Origin of the sequence: Pseudomonas sp. 31-12 (assembly GCF_003151075.1) — a bacterium.
Taxonomy (GTDB): Bacteria; Pseudomonadota; Gammaproteobacteria; order Pseudomonadales; family Pseudomonadaceae; genus Aquipseudomonas.
The window spans coordinates 131,326-144,141 of record NZ_CP029482.1 but is presented as its reverse complement, the minus strand read 5'-3'; the positions used below and the strand labels follow the sequence as shown (position 1 = coordinate 144,141).

Genomic DNA, 12,816 nt, shown 5'->3' with positions numbered 1-12,816 from the left:
GTCGGTTTCTAATGTTATGTTATTACATCAAGATCGACTACGCCTTTTTCACGAGCGGCTCTCAAAATGCACAGACGTCACTTGCTCAACTGGATACTGGCCAGCGCGGCCTTCGCTTTACCCTTTGGTGTTTCGGCCGCGCAGATTCGCAATGCGCGGCTTTGGCGTTCCGATGACACGCTGCGTTTGGTATTCGATCTGAGCGGGCCGGTGCAGTACAAAACCTTTTCACTGCGCGCGCCCGAGCGGCTGATCATCGATCTGCGGGGTGCCAGCCTCAGTGGCGACTTCAGCCAGCTTGCGCTCGGCAATACGGTCATCCGCTCGATCCGCTCCGGGCATTTTGGTCAGGGCGATACGCGGATCGTCCTCGACCTCAGCGCCCCGGTTCAGCTCAACAGCTTTCTCTTGCCGCCGCAGGATGGCCAAGGCGATCGACTGGTGCTTGATCTGAAGTCGACAACGTCGTTACCCATTGCAGTGGCGCCTGAAGCGAGCATCGAAAAGGCTCATCCCAAGCGCGACATCATCGTGGTGGTCGACCCGGGCCACGGCGGCAAAGACCCCGGTGCGGTGGGTGCCAAAGGGGAGCGCGAGAAAGACGTCGTTCTGTCGATCGCCCAGCTGTTGGCCAAGCGGCTGAAACGCGAGAAGGGCTTCGACGTGAAGCTGGTGCGCAACGACGATTTCTTCGTTCCGCTGCGCAAGCGGGTCGAGATCGCCCGCAAGCACAACGCCGATATGTTCATCTCGGTGCATGCGGATGCAGCGCCGCGTCTCACCGCTTCAGGCGCCTCGGTGTATTGCTTGTCGGAAGGAGGCGCCACCTCGGCCACGGCGCGTTTCATGGCTCAGCGGGAGAACGGCGCGGACTTGCTGGGCGCTACGAGTCTGCTCAATCTCAAGGACAAGGACCCGATGCTCGCCGGGGTGATTCTCGACATGTCGATGAACGCCACCCTCGCCGCGAGCTTGCAGTTGGGCAGCACGGTTCTCGGCAGTCTGGCGGGCATCACCACGCTGCATCAGAAGCGCGTGGAACAAGCGGGATTTGCGGTGCTGAAGTCCCCGGACGTGCCATCGATCCTGGTGGAAACCGGCTTCATTTCCAACGCCCGCGACAGCCAGCGACTGGTGACTCCACGCCATCAGCAGGCTGTAGCTGACGGATTGTTCGAAGGGTTGCAGCATTATTTTCAGAAGAATCCGCCGTTCAACAGCTACATCGCCTGGCAACAGCACCAGAGAAAAGCGCAGGCCTAGCAGCCTGCTATCCGGCTGCAGGTGAACTTGGCGCTGCTGCCGCCGGAGCTGGAAAAGCGATTGATCGTGGTCCAGCCAACCCGCCGGTTGTAGCCGACCCAAGCCTCGCCATCGGAGGCGATACCGGTGAAGAACGTGAGCTGTCCGTAACGGCTGTTGGTCTGCGCCCAATAGCGGTTGCCCACCCTTTCGAAGCCGCGCAAATAGAGCGTGCTGCCGACGGTGTTGACGCTGTAAGCATTGCCATCGGCATCCACGCAAGCGAGCAGATTGGCGCTTCGAGTGCATGTGGCCAGGCTCGGCACTTGCGCCCAGGCGTTTCCGGCGAACAACAGCGGGAGGCTTATCAGCGCAGATTTCAAGGCTATACGCATGGGAATTCTCACGGGTTGGACGGGTTTCAGCATCGTGCCCTTTGCTGTTATGGGCAAGAGCGGGCTGGCTTGATTGCATTGTTATACTATAACATTGAAATCAACCCGACACTGCGATCGGGTATCTCTGTGAGGAATTCCTGATGCCCAATCGTCTCCCCGTGACCGTTCTGTCGGGCTTTCTCGGCGCCGGTAAAAGTACGCTGCTCAACTACGTGTTGCGCAACCGCGAGAACCTGCGAGTCGCCGTAATCGTCAACGATATGAGTGAGATCAACATCGATAGCAGCGAAGTCCAGCGCGATGTCAGCCTGAACCGTGCCGAAGAAAAACTCGTGGAGATGAGCAACGGCTGCATTTGCTGCACCCTGCGCGAAGATCTGCTCGAAGAAGTCAGCAAACTCGCGAGGGATGGGCGATTCGATTACCTGTTGATCGAATCCACCGGCATCTCCGAGCCATTGCCCGTGGCCGAAACCTTCACCTTCCGTGATGAGCAAGGGCAGAGCCTGGCCGACATCGCGCGGCTCGACACCATGGTCACGGTGGTCGACGGCATGAACTTCCTGCTCGACTATCAGGCCGCCGAAAGCCTCGCTTCGCGCGGTGAAACATTGGGCGAAGAGGACGAGCGCTCGATCACCGATTTGTTAATCGAGCAGATCGAATTCGCCGACGTGATCCTCATCAGCAAGATCGATTTGATCAGCAGCCGCGAGCGCCTGGAGCTGATCGCGATCCTTGAGCGCCTCAACGCTCAGGCAGAAATCATCCCGATGGTCATGGGTGAGATTCCTCTGAAAAAAATCCTCAACACCGGTCGTTTCGACTTTGAAAAAGCTGCTCAAGCGCCGGGCTGGTTGCAGGAGTTGCGTGGCGAACACGTGCCGGAAACCGAGGAATACGGCATCGCCTCGACGGCCTACCGAGCCCGCCGCCCGTTTCATCCGCAGCGCTTTTTCAGCTTCATCGATCGGCCGTGGGTAAACGGCAAGCTGCTGCGTTCCAAAGGTTTTTTCTGGCTCGCCAGCAAGCACATGGACGCCGGTAGCTGGTCCCAGGCGGGTGGCTTGATGCGCCATGGTTTCGCCGGACGCTGGTGGCGTTTCGTGCCGAAAACCCAGTGGCCGCAGGACGAAGAAAGCACGGCCGGGATCATGGAAAACTGGACCGCCGCCACCGGCGATTGCCGCCAGGAACTGGTGTTCATCGGCCAGAACATCGACTTCGCGCAGCTCACCGCCGAACTCGACGCATGCCTGCTGAACGATGATGAAATGGCCTTGGGTGTGGAAGGCTGGCGATTGCTGGCCGATCCGTTCGGCCCGTGGCACGAAGAGGTGGCCGCCTGATGTTGGCGCCGAATCTGAAACCGCAGACGATCGTTCATCAGGTTCAGGGTGAAACGCCGCAGACACTGACGCGAATTCTTGATGACGGCGTAAACCTCGCCGTTTGGCAGCGCCAGCTCCCGGCGCACATCAGTGATTTCGGGCGCTTGCTGCTGTCCCTGAACGAACCGCTGGCTGAGTCGCGGGTCCTGGAATTGTCCAGCGATGACGCCGAACCCGATCTGCAGGGATTGGCCTCAGGATTCAACGATCTGGAAGGGTATGCCGGTTTCAATGCCGACGTGTCATGGCTGGTCAGCGCGTTCGCCTGTCTGCTGGGCGCCAAGCGCATAGGCTTGCGCGTGCGAGTCCTGGACAAGGCCATGTGCCCGCGCTTTCACGTCGATCATGTGCCGGTGCGGTTGATCACCACGTATTCCGGTATCGGCAGTCAGTGGCTGAAAGAAGGGGTGATGGATCGCCGGCACTTGGGCAATCCTGCGGCCGAACCCACAGAGGATTCGCTGATCGAGCAAATCACCAGTGGCGAAGTGGCACTGCTCAAAGGCGAGAAATGGCACGGCAACGAAGGTTTCGGCCTGATTCACCGTTCGCCGCAACCCGCGCCGGGCGAACGCCGTTTGATTCTGACCCTGGATTGGCTGGCTTAAGGCTTGAGCCAGTTGCCCTGGCTCTGGCCTTCGCAAAACGGCTTCAGATACGCTGCATCGGTGGCCACGCCGTAATAGTGAATATCCTGCCGGTAAGGCATATTGGCGACTTGGGCGTTGCTGCACACGCCGAACGCACCGGTGGGGCATTGGTCGACGTATTGCACCTCGACTTTCTGCCCGGGAAGATTCGGTTGGCAGAATCCATCGGCGAAGAGCTTTTGCGGGATGTTGCGGTTCTGCTGGCAGACTTTCACGTCAAGTCGCTCAGCCGTGCTATGTACCACGCAAGCCTGAGCCAGCGCCTCGCCGGAAAACAGCGCCAAGAACAACGACAATCCCATCAACCGCATTCATTACCTCCTCAGAAAACATCGACCATGTTGCAGAACATTCCCACTCACGTCATTGCCGGCCCGTTGGGTGCCGGCAAGACCAGCCTGATCAAGCACCTGCTGATACAGCGACCGATCGGTGAGCGCTGGGCGGTGCTGATCAACGAGTTCGGGCAGATCGGCCTCGATGCCGCGCTGCTGACCCAGGACGCCGATGGTATCGCACTGGGTGAAGTGGCCGGGGGCTGTTTGTGTTGCGTGAACGGTGCACCGTTTCAGATTGGCCTCGGGCGGTTGCTGCGCAAGGCGCGGCCGGATCGACTGTTCATCGAACCTTCCGGATTGGGCCACCCGGCGCAGTTGCTCAGGCAATTGGGTGAGGCGCCGTGGCGAGGCGTACTGGCGGTACAGCCTTGTGTACTGGTTCTGGATGCCCAAGCGCTCGCCGCTGGCAAACCATTGCCCGAGGCGCAACTGGAGGCGTTGAGCAGTGCCGGTTTGTTGGTGCTCAACAAAGCGGAAGGTCTCGACTTCAATGATCGCCAGCGAATCGCCGCGCAACTGCCTTCTCGTCCTTTGTACTGGACGCAGCAAGCGCTCTTGCCGTTGAGCAAGCTACCGGGGCTTGGCGCTCAGGCGGTGGTGGGTGTGGATAACTTCATCGTGCCCAAGGGTTTGGCGCAAATGCCGGCCATCTGGACCGATCCTGCGCTGCCGATTTGCTTGAGCCAGGCGCAGGAGGGCGGCTGGAGCGTCGGCTGGCGTTGGCATCCGACGCAGACCTTCGATGCGGCGCGCGTTGGCCAGTGGCTTGAAAGCATTGCCTGGCGGCGGGCGAAGCTGGTTATCCACAGCCTGGATGGCTGGGTGTCGGCGAATGCGCTGGATAACTCGCCATTGAAATGGCAGCCCAGCGAATGGCGCCAGGATTCGCGGATCGAGCTGATTTTCGGTGAGGCGCAGGATGTTGATTCACTGCAAAGAGCGTTGGCCGACTGTCGGTCGGGTTAAGGACGCCACTTGGTGTGTTCCTGCCGCCACTGGCTCAGCTCGATCACTTCAGCGCGAGGCTTCACCACGTCGACCACCGCAGGGGTGTCGTCGAACGGCATAGGGTAGGGCGCCAGCTCGATCTGCGCGCTATGGGCGCCGAACTGGGTGATGGTGCCGTTGTGGCGGGTTTCGCCGGTCACGGTGAACTCGAAGTTATACACACGAGCCAGGCGCCGCCGGTCGTTGGCGTCTTTGATGAACGCGATCTTTTTCAGCGCCACGTTACCGTCCAGCAACTCGATCCCGAGCTTTGTGCAATGCAACTTGACCCGTTCCAGCGCGCGCTCGCGCAAGCCGTGGTTGTGCCACAGCCATGCGCCGCCAGTGGCGAGCAGCATCAGCACGAAGATATTTCCGAGGGTCAGCATCAGCAGGTTGCTCCAACAAGATAGTGCCAGCTTAACTGCGTCGCTGGTCTGTCGTACAGGCTGTGTTTCGTCGCATACTGCGCGGCTCGAATTTCAATCGTTTTACGGAACTCACCGCATGAAACGTACGCCCCATCTGCTCGCCATCCAGTCCCACGTGGTGTTCGGCCACGCTGGCAACAGCGCCGCGGTTTTTCCGATGCAGCGGGTCGGGGTGAATGTCTGGCCGCTCAACACCGTGCAGTTCTCCAACCACACGCAATACGGCCAGTGGACCGGTGAAGTGCTGGCACCGCACCAGATCCCCGATCTGGTCGAAGGGATCGCGGCGATTGGCGAGCTGGGCAATTGCGATGCGGTGCTGTCCGGTTACCTCGGCAGTGCGGCCCAGGGCCGGGCGATCCTGACCGGCGTGGCGCGGATCAAGTCGATGAACCCCAAGGCGTTGTATTTGTGCGACCCGGTGATGGGCCATCCGGAGAAGGGCTGCAGCGTGCCGGCCGAAGTCAGCGATTTCCTGCTGGAAGAGGCGGCTTCGGTGGCGGACTTCATGTGCCCGAACCAGTTGGAGCTGGACAGCTTTTCGGGGCGCAAGCCGCAGTCACTGTTCGATTGCCTGGCGATGGCGCGCGCACTGTTGGCGCGCGGGCCGAAGGCGGTGTTGGTCAAGCATCTGGACTATCCCGGCAAGCCGGCGGATGGCTTCGAGATGTTGCTGGTGACGGCTGAAGGCAGCTAGCACCTGCGCCGTCCGCTGCTGGCGTTTCCGCGTCAGCCGGTGGGCGTTGGCGACCTGACGTCGGGGCTGTTTCTGGCGCGCGTGCTGTTGGGTGACAGCCTGGTGGCAGCCTTTGAGTTCACGGCGGCGGCGGTGCATGAAGTGCTGCTGGAAACCCAGGCGTGTGCCAGCTATGAACTGGAACTGGTGCGGGCGCAGGACCGGATTGCGCATCCGCGGGTGAAGTTCGAAGCAACCGCGATCAGTCTTTAAAAGCTTCGCGGGCAAGACTTGCCCGCGAAAGCGATCTAAAGCCCGAACACGTCAGGCATCGCCCTTGATTTCCTGATACCGCTTTTCCAGTTCCTGACGAATCTGCCGGCGTTGCTGAGCCTGCATGAAGCGGCGCTTGTCTTCGCTGTTCTGCGGTTGCAACGGCGGTACGGCAGCCGGTTTGCGGTCGTCATCCACTGCCACCATGGTGAAGAAGCAGCTGTTGGTGTGGCGAACCGAGCGCTCACGGATGTTTTCGGTCACCACCTTGATGCCCACTTCCATGGAAGTGTTGCCGGTGTAATTGACCGAGGCCAGGAAGGTCACCAGTTCGCCGACATGAATCGGCTCGCGGAAAATCACCTGGTCCACCGACAAGGTCACCACGTAGCGGCCGGCGTAACGGCTGGCGCAGGCGTAGGCCACTTCGTCGAGGTATTTGAGCAGGGTACCGCCGTGAACATTGCCAGAGAAGTTGGCCATGTCAGGGGTCATCAATACCGTCATCGACAGCTGGGCGTTTCCGGGTTCCATAGCGTTCTCACGGTTCAAGGCAGAATGGCGGAAGGGCGGCACCTCTGCGGGTGCCTGGTCGGTTTTTTTCAAACCACAGTTATCGGGACGCCGGGCGGGTGGTCGCCGTCACGCCGGATCGATCTGTTTCCATATATTGCACCGTCTTTCTGGCGGAAGTCGCGGTGTTAACCTCCGAACGTCCACCTCAAGGAGCCCCACACCATGCATGCCATCAGTTTTATTCAGGATCTGGCAGTGATCATGTTGGTCGCAGGTGTGGTGACCGTGCTGTTCCATCGCTTCAAACAGCCGGTGGTGCTGGGTTATATCGTCGCCGGCTTCATCATCGGCCCGCACACGCCGCCGTTCGGCCTGATCCACGACGAAGAAACCATCAAGACCCTCGCTGAACTCGGGGTGATTTTCCTGATGTTCTGCCTGGGCCTCGAGTTCAGTCTGCGCAAACTGTTCAAGGTCGGTGCCACGGCGTTCATCGCGGCGTTTCTGGAAATCGTGCTGATGATCTGGATCGGCTACGAAATCGGCCAATGGTTTGACTGGAACACCATGGATTCCTTGTTCCTCGGCGCGATCCTGGCGATTTCCTCGACCACCATCATCGTCAAGGCGCTCAACGACCTGAAGATGAAGAACGAGCGCTTCGCCCAGTTGATCTTCGGCGTATTGATCGTCGAGGACATTCTCGGCATCGGCATCATTGCCTTGCTGTCGAGCATCGCGGTGAGCGGCACGGTCAGTTCCGGCGAAGTGTTTTCCACGGTGGGCAAACTCTCGCTGTTCATGATCGTTGCGCTGGTCATCGGCATCTTGCTTGTGCCGCGATTACTGGCCTACGTGGCGAAGTTCGAGAGCAACGAAATGCTGCTGATCACCGTGCTGGGCCTCTGTTTCGGCTTCTGCCTGCTGGTGGTCAAGCTCGAATACAGCATGGTCCTGGGCGCATTCCTGATTGGGGCGATCATGGCCGAGTCGCGGCAATTGCTGAAGATCGAGCGCTTGATCGAGCCGGTTCGCGACCTGTTCAGTGCAATCTTCTTCGTGGCCATCGGCTTGATGCTCGATCCGATGATCCTGCTGCAATACGCCTGGCCGATCGCGGTGATTACCGTGGCCGTCGTGCTCGGCAAAATGCTTTCCTGCGGTCTCGGGGCCTTTATCGCCGGCAATGACGGACGTACCTCACTGCGCGTGGGGATGGGGCTTTCGCAGATCGGCGAATTTTCCTTCATCATCGCCGCGCTGGGCATGACGCTGCAGGTCACCAGCAACTTCCTCTACCCGGTCGCCGTGGCGGTCTCGGTGATTACCACGTTGCTGACGCCGTATCTGATCCGCGCGGCTGATCCGCTGTCGATCAAGCTGGCCGCCGTGATGCCGCAGCGGCTGGCTCGAGTGTTGGGGATGTACGGCGAATGGCTGCGCAGCATCCAGCCTCAGGGCGAGGGCGCGTTGCTGGCGTCGATGATCCGGCGGATTCTGTTGCAGGTGGGGGTCAATCTGGCGCTGGTGATTGCGATCTTCTTTTCCGGCGCGTACTTCGCCGAACGCATGTCCGTTTACCTGCAAGACTGGATCAGTGACCCGAGCTGGCAGAAAGCGTTGATCTGGGGTGGGGCGTTGCTGTTGTCGCTGCCGTTCCTGATCGCCGCCTATCGCAAGCTCAAGGCGCTGTCGATGCTGTTGGCGGAGATGGGCGTGAAGCCGGAGATGGCGGGGCGCCACACGCAGCGAGTGCGCCGGGTGATCGCCGAAGTGATCCCGATCCTCTCGCTGCTGGTGATTTTCCTGCTGCTGGCAGCCTTGTCGGCCAGTATCTTGCCGACCAACAAGTTGCTGGTACTGATCGTCGTGGTCGCCGCCGCGGTAGCGGCCGTGCTCTGGCGCTGGTTCATCCGCGTGCACACGCGGATGCAGGTGGCCTTGCTCGAAACGCTGGACAACCACAAGGAGCCGTCCGGGCATTGACCACGCGGCGCGTCAGGCGGCTCAGCTTTCCAGCCAGACGTCCCGCGCCCAGTGCCACACCGATTCCCAGGTTTCTTCGGCAATCAGCTCTTCTTCGGCCTGCCACAGCACCACGGTACCGTCTTCTTCGACGAGGTAGTAATCGTCACCGTCCTGGCAGATCGGGATCATGCTGCGGTCGACGCCAGCGTCCCAAGCGTTGGCCGCAACGTCTGGCAGGTAAGTGTGGGATTGCGGGTCGGTGACGGTCACCGGCTCCAGGCTGCCGTAGACGACGTCGCTGACGGTCAGCAAAAACTCTCTGAAGACAAAGGGAATGTCGATGAACAGTTGTTCTTCGATTTCCACGATCTGGTCTTCGTCAGGCAACTCCAAGGGGACCGGTACCGGTTCGTTGGCTTCACGCAGTTGTTCGATGATTTCTTCCACGTCCGGGATCCTCTTGCTGATGGCGCGGTTTAGTTGGGGCGGTTTATACAGTAGCTCGCTATAGATGCAACCGTGAAATAGAAAAACCCCGGCGAGGCCGGGGTTTTCATTTCAGCATGCGTAACGCGGAGGGATCAGCCGTTCTGGCGGATACCGGCCACCAGCCAAGGCTGGTTTTCGCCCTGCGGACGTTCCATGTTCCAGCTCTCGCTGAACACTTCGCCCTGGTCGAAACGCGAAGTCTTCGACACGCCGGTGAAGGTCAGGGTGGCGATGGTCTTGTCCGCGCGATCATCCACGCCGTCCAGTTGAACATTGAGGTTATCAATGTAGGTGGACTGGAAACCTTCGCCGAGGTCAGCACGTTCGCGCTTGAGGAACTCCAGCAGTTGCGGGGTCACGAACTCGGAGATCTTGTCCATTTCGTTGGCGTCCCAGTGTTGCTGCAGGGACTGGAAGTGGTTGCGGGCCGCTTCAATGAAGTTCTGTTCATTGAACCAGGCTGGCGCGTTGATTACCGGACGAGCGGCAGCAGGTGCGGCCGAGCCGCCGAAGATCGAACCCATGCCGGCTGGCTTCTGCTCGAACACTTCACGCTGCATCGGCGCACCGGCTGGAGCCAAATGCTCCTGCTGCTTGCGACGACGAGCGGCGATGAAGCGGAAGACCAGGAAGGCAATGACAGCCATGATCAGGATGTCGAAGATCTGCATGCCCTGGAAGCCGCCGCCCATGAACATGGAGGCCAGCAGGCCACCGGCAGCGATACCGGCCAGAGGGCCGAGCCAGCGCGAAGCACCGCCGGCCTTGGCGGCAGCGCCAGCGGCACCGGCCGCGCCCGCAGTGGCGGCAGCACCGCCAGCGGCAGAAGAAGGAGCCATTTGGCTGGTCTGGTGAGTCGGCGCAGCGCCGGAGCTCTTGCCGCCACCAAAGCGCTTGGCGTTGGCGTCGAGGCTCATCGTCAGGCCGATGCACAACGCCATGGCGATGCTAAGAAAACGTTTCATAAAGGGAATTCCCATTTGTGGATGGCACGCGCGCCATGTTGCACAGCTGAAGTGATACTGGCTAGCGGCAGAGTGTTTCGGGCTTTTGCCTGACAGGTTGCGTTCAGCTTCAGTCAGCGCAATAGGGCCTGTTAACTTTGGTCTGTAGGACGAGGAGATAAGTTCTGTAGGAAGGTTATCCGGTCGGATGAACCTTGTGGGAGTGAGCCTGCTCGCAAAGAACGATAGCGCGGTGTTTCTGACAAACCACGTTGCTCCCTTCGCGAGCAAGCCCGCCCCCACATTGAATCACTGGCGGGCTTTAGATTGCTTCGAGCTTGGCGTAGCCAAGCATCAGCCACTTGCTGCCTTCGCTGAAGTTCACCTGCACCCGGGCCTGGGCACCGGCACCCTCAAAGTTGAGGATAACGCCGTCACCAAACACCGAATGGCGTACGGCCTGGCCGAGGCTGAACCCGGTGTCCGGGATTTCGCTGCCGCCGAACAGGCTGCTGGAACTCTGTTGCTGGCCACCACCGAACGGACGGCTGACGCTGTTGGACAGCCGCACTTCCTGGATCAGGCCTTTTGGCACTTCCCGTACGAAGCGCGACACCTTGTTGTAGGTCTCGCTGCCATACAGGCGTCGGGTTTCGGCGTAGGTCATCACCAGGTTCTGCATCGCCCGGGTGATGCCGACGTAGGCCAGACGGCGCTCCTCTTCGAGACGCCCCGGCTCTTCCAGGCTCATCTTGTGCGGGAACAAGCCTTCTTCCATGCCCACGAGGAACACGTAAGGGAATTCCAGGCCTTTGGCGCTGTGCAAGGTCATCAACTGAATGCTGTCTTCGTGCTCGTCGGCCTGAGTGTCCCCGGCTTCCAGCGACGCATGACCGAGAAATGCCGCCAGCGGTGTCAGGTCTTCGTCTTCTTCAGCGTTTTCAAAGTTGCGCGCGGCGCTCACCAGTTCCTCAAGGTTTTCTACACGGGCCTGGCCTTTCTCGCCTTTTTCCGCTTCGTGGTAAGCAATCAGCCCCGACTGCTCGATAACCGTCTGGGTCATCAGGTGCAGCGGCATTTCCATGCACTTGGCGGCGAGGTTTTCGATCAGCTCGATAAACGCCCCGAGCGCGCCGGCCGCGCGGCCGGTCAGGCCTTTATTGGCAACCAGCAAGCGCATTGCTTCCCACATCGACACATCGCTGTGGCGCGCATGGTCGCGAATCGCTTCAACGGTTTTCTCGCCGATGCCACGGGCCGGAACGTTAATGACCCGCTCCAGCGCCGCATCGTTGCCACGGCCTTCCAGCAAACGCAGGTAGGCCATGGCGTTCTTGATTTCTGCGCGTTCGAAGAAGCGCTGACCGCCATAGATGCGATACGGAATGCGCTCGCGCAGCAAGGCTTCTTCCAAAACGCGGGATTGGGCGTTGGAGCGGTACAAAATCGCGATATCGCTGCGGGCCAAGCCGGTTTTCAGCGCACTTTCGATAGTTTCCACCACGTAGCGTGCTTCGTCGTGTTCGTTGAACGCTGCGTACAGATTGATCGCTTCGCCTTCGCCGCCATCGGTCCACAGCTCTTTACCCATGCGCCCGGTGTTGTTGGCGATCAGAGCATTGGCAGCCTTGAGGATGCCGGCGGTGGAGCGGTAGTTCTGCTCAAGACGAATGGTCTCGGCATCCGGGAAGTCGTCGGAATACTGATAAATGTTCTCGATTTTCGCGCCGCGCCAGCCGTAGATCGACTGGTCGTCGTCGCCAACCACCATCAGGCTGTCGCCGCCCTTGGCCAGTAGGCGCAACCAGGCGTACTGCACGGCGTTGGTGTCCTGGAACTCGTCCACCAGAATGTGCCGGAAGCGCTTCTGGTAATGGGCCAGCAGGCCCGGATGATCGCGCCACAGGTCGAGGGCACGCAGCAGTAATTCGGAGAAGTCGATAACGCCGGCGCGCAGGCAAGCGGCCTCGTAGGCCTCATAAATGCTGCGCATGGTCGCCAGGAACAGGTCGCCGCTGGCTTGAATGTGTTGCGGGCGCAAGCCTTCGTCTTTCTGCCCGTTGATGAACCACTGGGCCTGACGGGCCGGCCAGCGTTGCTCGTCCAGACCCAGCTCGCGGATCACCCGCTTGACCAGCCGTTGCTGGTCGTCGCTGTCGAGAATCTGGAAGGTCTGGCTCAGGCCGGCTTCCTGCCAATGCGCCCGCAGCAAGCGGTGCGCCAGGCCGTGGAAGGTGCCGACCCACATACCGGCCGGGTTGATACCCATCAGCTGCTCGATGCGATGACGCATCTCGGCAGCGGCCTTATTGGTGAAGGTCACCGACAGGATCGAATGGGGCGAGGCGTTCTCGACCTGGATCAACCAGGCGATACGGTGCACCAGCACTCGGGTTTTACCGGAACCAGCACCGGCCAGGACCAACTGACGACCCACGCGGGCAGCTACGGCCTGGCGTTGGGCATCGTTGAGGGAGTTCAGCAGAAGGGAGAGATCATCGCGCATCGGGGCA

12 protein-coding genes and 1 pseudogene are annotated in these 12,816 nt (G+C 60.3%); 6 read left to right on the top strand and 7 right to left on the bottom strand.

What is annotated here, in order from left to right:
* Window positions 1-66 precede the first annotated feature (66 nt).
* Entirely contained in the window at window positions 67-1,263 is a 1,197-nt protein-coding gene (locus DJ564_RS00660; RefSeq protein ID WP_109626873.1) for an N-acetylmuramoyl-L-alanine amidase, read from the top strand.
* Here the strand turns inward: DJ564_RS00660 and DJ564_RS00655 are convergent.
* Window positions 1,260-1,637, bottom strand: coding sequence for a glutamine synthetase (locus tag DJ564_RS00655; RefSeq protein ID WP_109626871.1), 378 nt, complete (start codon window positions 1,635-1,637; stop codon window positions 1,260-1,262). The genes DJ564_RS00660 and DJ564_RS00655 overlap by 4 nt on opposite strands.
* Window positions 1,638-1,780: 143 nt before the next feature.
* Here DJ564_RS00655 and zigA point away from each other — a divergent pair, with 143 nt between their 5' ends.
* Entirely contained in the window at window positions 1,781-2,989 is a 1,209-nt protein-coding gene (zigA, locus tag DJ564_RS00650) for a zinc metallochaperone GTPase ZigA (protein WP_109626869.1), read from the top strand.
* Complete coding sequence (locus DJ564_RS00645) at window positions 2,989-3,639, top strand: DUF1826 domain-containing protein (RefSeq protein WP_109626867.1); 651 nt, start codon at window positions 2,989-2,991, stop codon at window positions 3,637-3,639. Before zigA ends, DJ564_RS00645 begins: the two co-directional genes overlap by 1 nt.
* Here the strand turns inward: DJ564_RS00645 and DJ564_RS00640 are convergent.
* Window positions 3,636-3,992 carry an NADH:ubiquinone oxidoreductase gene (locus tag DJ564_RS00640; RefSeq protein ID WP_109626865.1) on the bottom strand — a complete coding sequence of 119 codons (357 nt, stop codon included), beginning with the start codon at window positions 3,990-3,992 and terminating at the stop codon, window positions 3,636-3,638. The two genes, DJ564_RS00645 and DJ564_RS00640, sit on opposite strands and share 4 nt — an antisense overlap.
* A 27-nt stretch (window positions 3,993-4,019) precedes the next feature.
* Here DJ564_RS00640 and DJ564_RS00635 point away from each other — a divergent pair, with 27 nt between their 5' ends.
* On the top strand, window positions 4,020-4,985 hold the full coding sequence (locus tag DJ564_RS00635) for a GTP-binding protein (RefSeq protein ID WP_109626863.1): 966 nt from the start codon (window positions 4,020-4,022) through the stop codon (window positions 4,983-4,985).
* Here the strand turns inward: DJ564_RS00635 and DJ564_RS00630 are convergent.
* Entirely contained in the window at window positions 4,982-5,395 is a 414-nt protein-coding gene (locus DJ564_RS00630; RefSeq protein WP_109626861.1) for a DUF3301 domain-containing protein, read from the bottom strand. The two genes, DJ564_RS00635 and DJ564_RS00630, sit on opposite strands and share 4 nt — an antisense overlap.
* Window positions 5,396-5,513: 118 nt before the next feature.
* Between DJ564_RS00630 and pdxY the strand changes: the two are divergent.
* Window positions 5,514-6,386: pseudogene (gene pdxY, locus DJ564_RS00625) on the top strand (pyridoxal kinase PdxY).
* A 51-nt stretch (window positions 6,387-6,437) separates the two neighbouring features.
* Here pdxY and DJ564_RS00620 read toward each other — a convergent pair.
* A complete protein-coding gene (locus DJ564_RS00620) occupies window positions 6,438-6,920 on the bottom strand; it encodes an acyl-CoA thioesterase (protein WP_010465381.1) in 483 nt (160 codons plus the stop codon).
* 204 nt (window positions 6,921-7,124) lie between these two features.
* Here DJ564_RS00620 and DJ564_RS00615 point away from each other — a divergent pair, with 204 nt between their 5' ends.
* Window positions 7,125-8,888 carry a cation:proton antiporter gene (locus DJ564_RS00615; RefSeq protein WP_109626859.1) on the top strand — a complete coding sequence of 588 codons (1,764 nt, stop codon included), beginning with the start codon at window positions 7,125-7,127 and terminating at the stop codon, window positions 8,886-8,888.
* A 21-nt stretch (window positions 8,889-8,909) separates the two neighbouring features.
* Here DJ564_RS00615 and DJ564_RS00610 read toward each other — a convergent pair whose 3' ends face one another.
* From DJ564_RS00610 to uvrD, 3 genes are all read right to left on the bottom strand, one after another.
* Entirely contained in the window at window positions 8,910-9,317 is a 408-nt protein-coding gene (locus DJ564_RS00610; protein ID WP_007943369.1) for an SMI1/KNR4 family protein, read from the bottom strand.
* Between the two features lie 134 nt (window positions 9,318-9,451).
* Window positions 9,452-10,324, bottom strand: coding sequence for a Tim44 domain-containing protein (locus DJ564_RS00605; protein ID WP_109626857.1), 873 nt, complete (start codon window positions 10,322-10,324; stop codon window positions 9,452-9,454).
* A gap of 301 nt (window positions 10,325-10,625) precedes the next feature.
* A complete protein-coding gene (gene uvrD, locus DJ564_RS00600) occupies window positions 10,626-12,809 on the bottom strand; it encodes a DNA helicase II (RefSeq protein WP_056738578.1) in 2,184 nt (727 codons plus the stop codon).
* Between the last annotated feature and the right edge of the window lie 7 nt (window positions 12,810-12,816).

Bases quoted from the DNA above. Each gene is read 5' to 3' on its own strand.
- DJ564_RS00645 (WP_109626867.1), top strand. From the start codon at position 2,989: ATGTTGGCGCCGAATCTGAAACCGCAGACGATCGTTCATCAGGTTCAG.
- DJ564_RS00630 (WP_109626861.1), bottom strand. From the start codon at position 5,395: ATGCTGACCCTCGGAAATATCTTCGTGCTGATGCTGCTCGCCACTGGC.
- DJ564_RS00605 (WP_109626857.1), bottom strand. From the start codon at position 10,324: ATGAAACGTTTTCTTAGCATCGCCATGGCGTTGTGCATCGGCCTGACG.
- DJ564_RS00620 (WP_010465381.1), bottom strand. From the start codon at position 6,920: ATGGAACCCGGAAACGCCCAGCTGTCGATGACGGTATTGATGACCCCT.
- DJ564_RS00655 (WP_109626871.1), bottom strand. From the start codon at position 1,637: ATGCGTATAGCCTTGAAATCTGCGCTGATAAGCCTCCCGCTGTTGTTC.
- DJ564_RS00640 (WP_109626865.1), bottom strand. From the start codon at position 3,992: ATGCGGTTGATGGGATTGTCGTTGTTCTTGGCGCTGTTTTCCGGCGAG.
- uvrD (WP_056738578.1), bottom strand. From the start codon at position 12,809: ATGCGCGATGATCTCTCCCTTCTGCTGAACTCCCTCAACGATGCCCAA.
- DJ564_RS00615 (WP_109626859.1), top strand. From the start codon at position 7,125: ATGCATGCCATCAGTTTTATTCAGGATCTGGCAGTGATCATGTTGGTC.
- DJ564_RS00660 (WP_109626873.1), top strand. From the start codon at position 67: ATGCACAGACGTCACTTGCTCAACTGGATACTGGCCAGCGCGGCCTTC.
- zigA (WP_109626869.1), top strand. From the start codon at position 1,781: ATGCCCAATCGTCTCCCCGTGACCGTTCTGTCGGGCTTTCTCGGCGCC.
- DJ564_RS00635 (WP_109626863.1), top strand. From the start codon at position 4,020: ATGTTGCAGAACATTCCCACTCACGTCATTGCCGGCCCGTTGGGTGCC.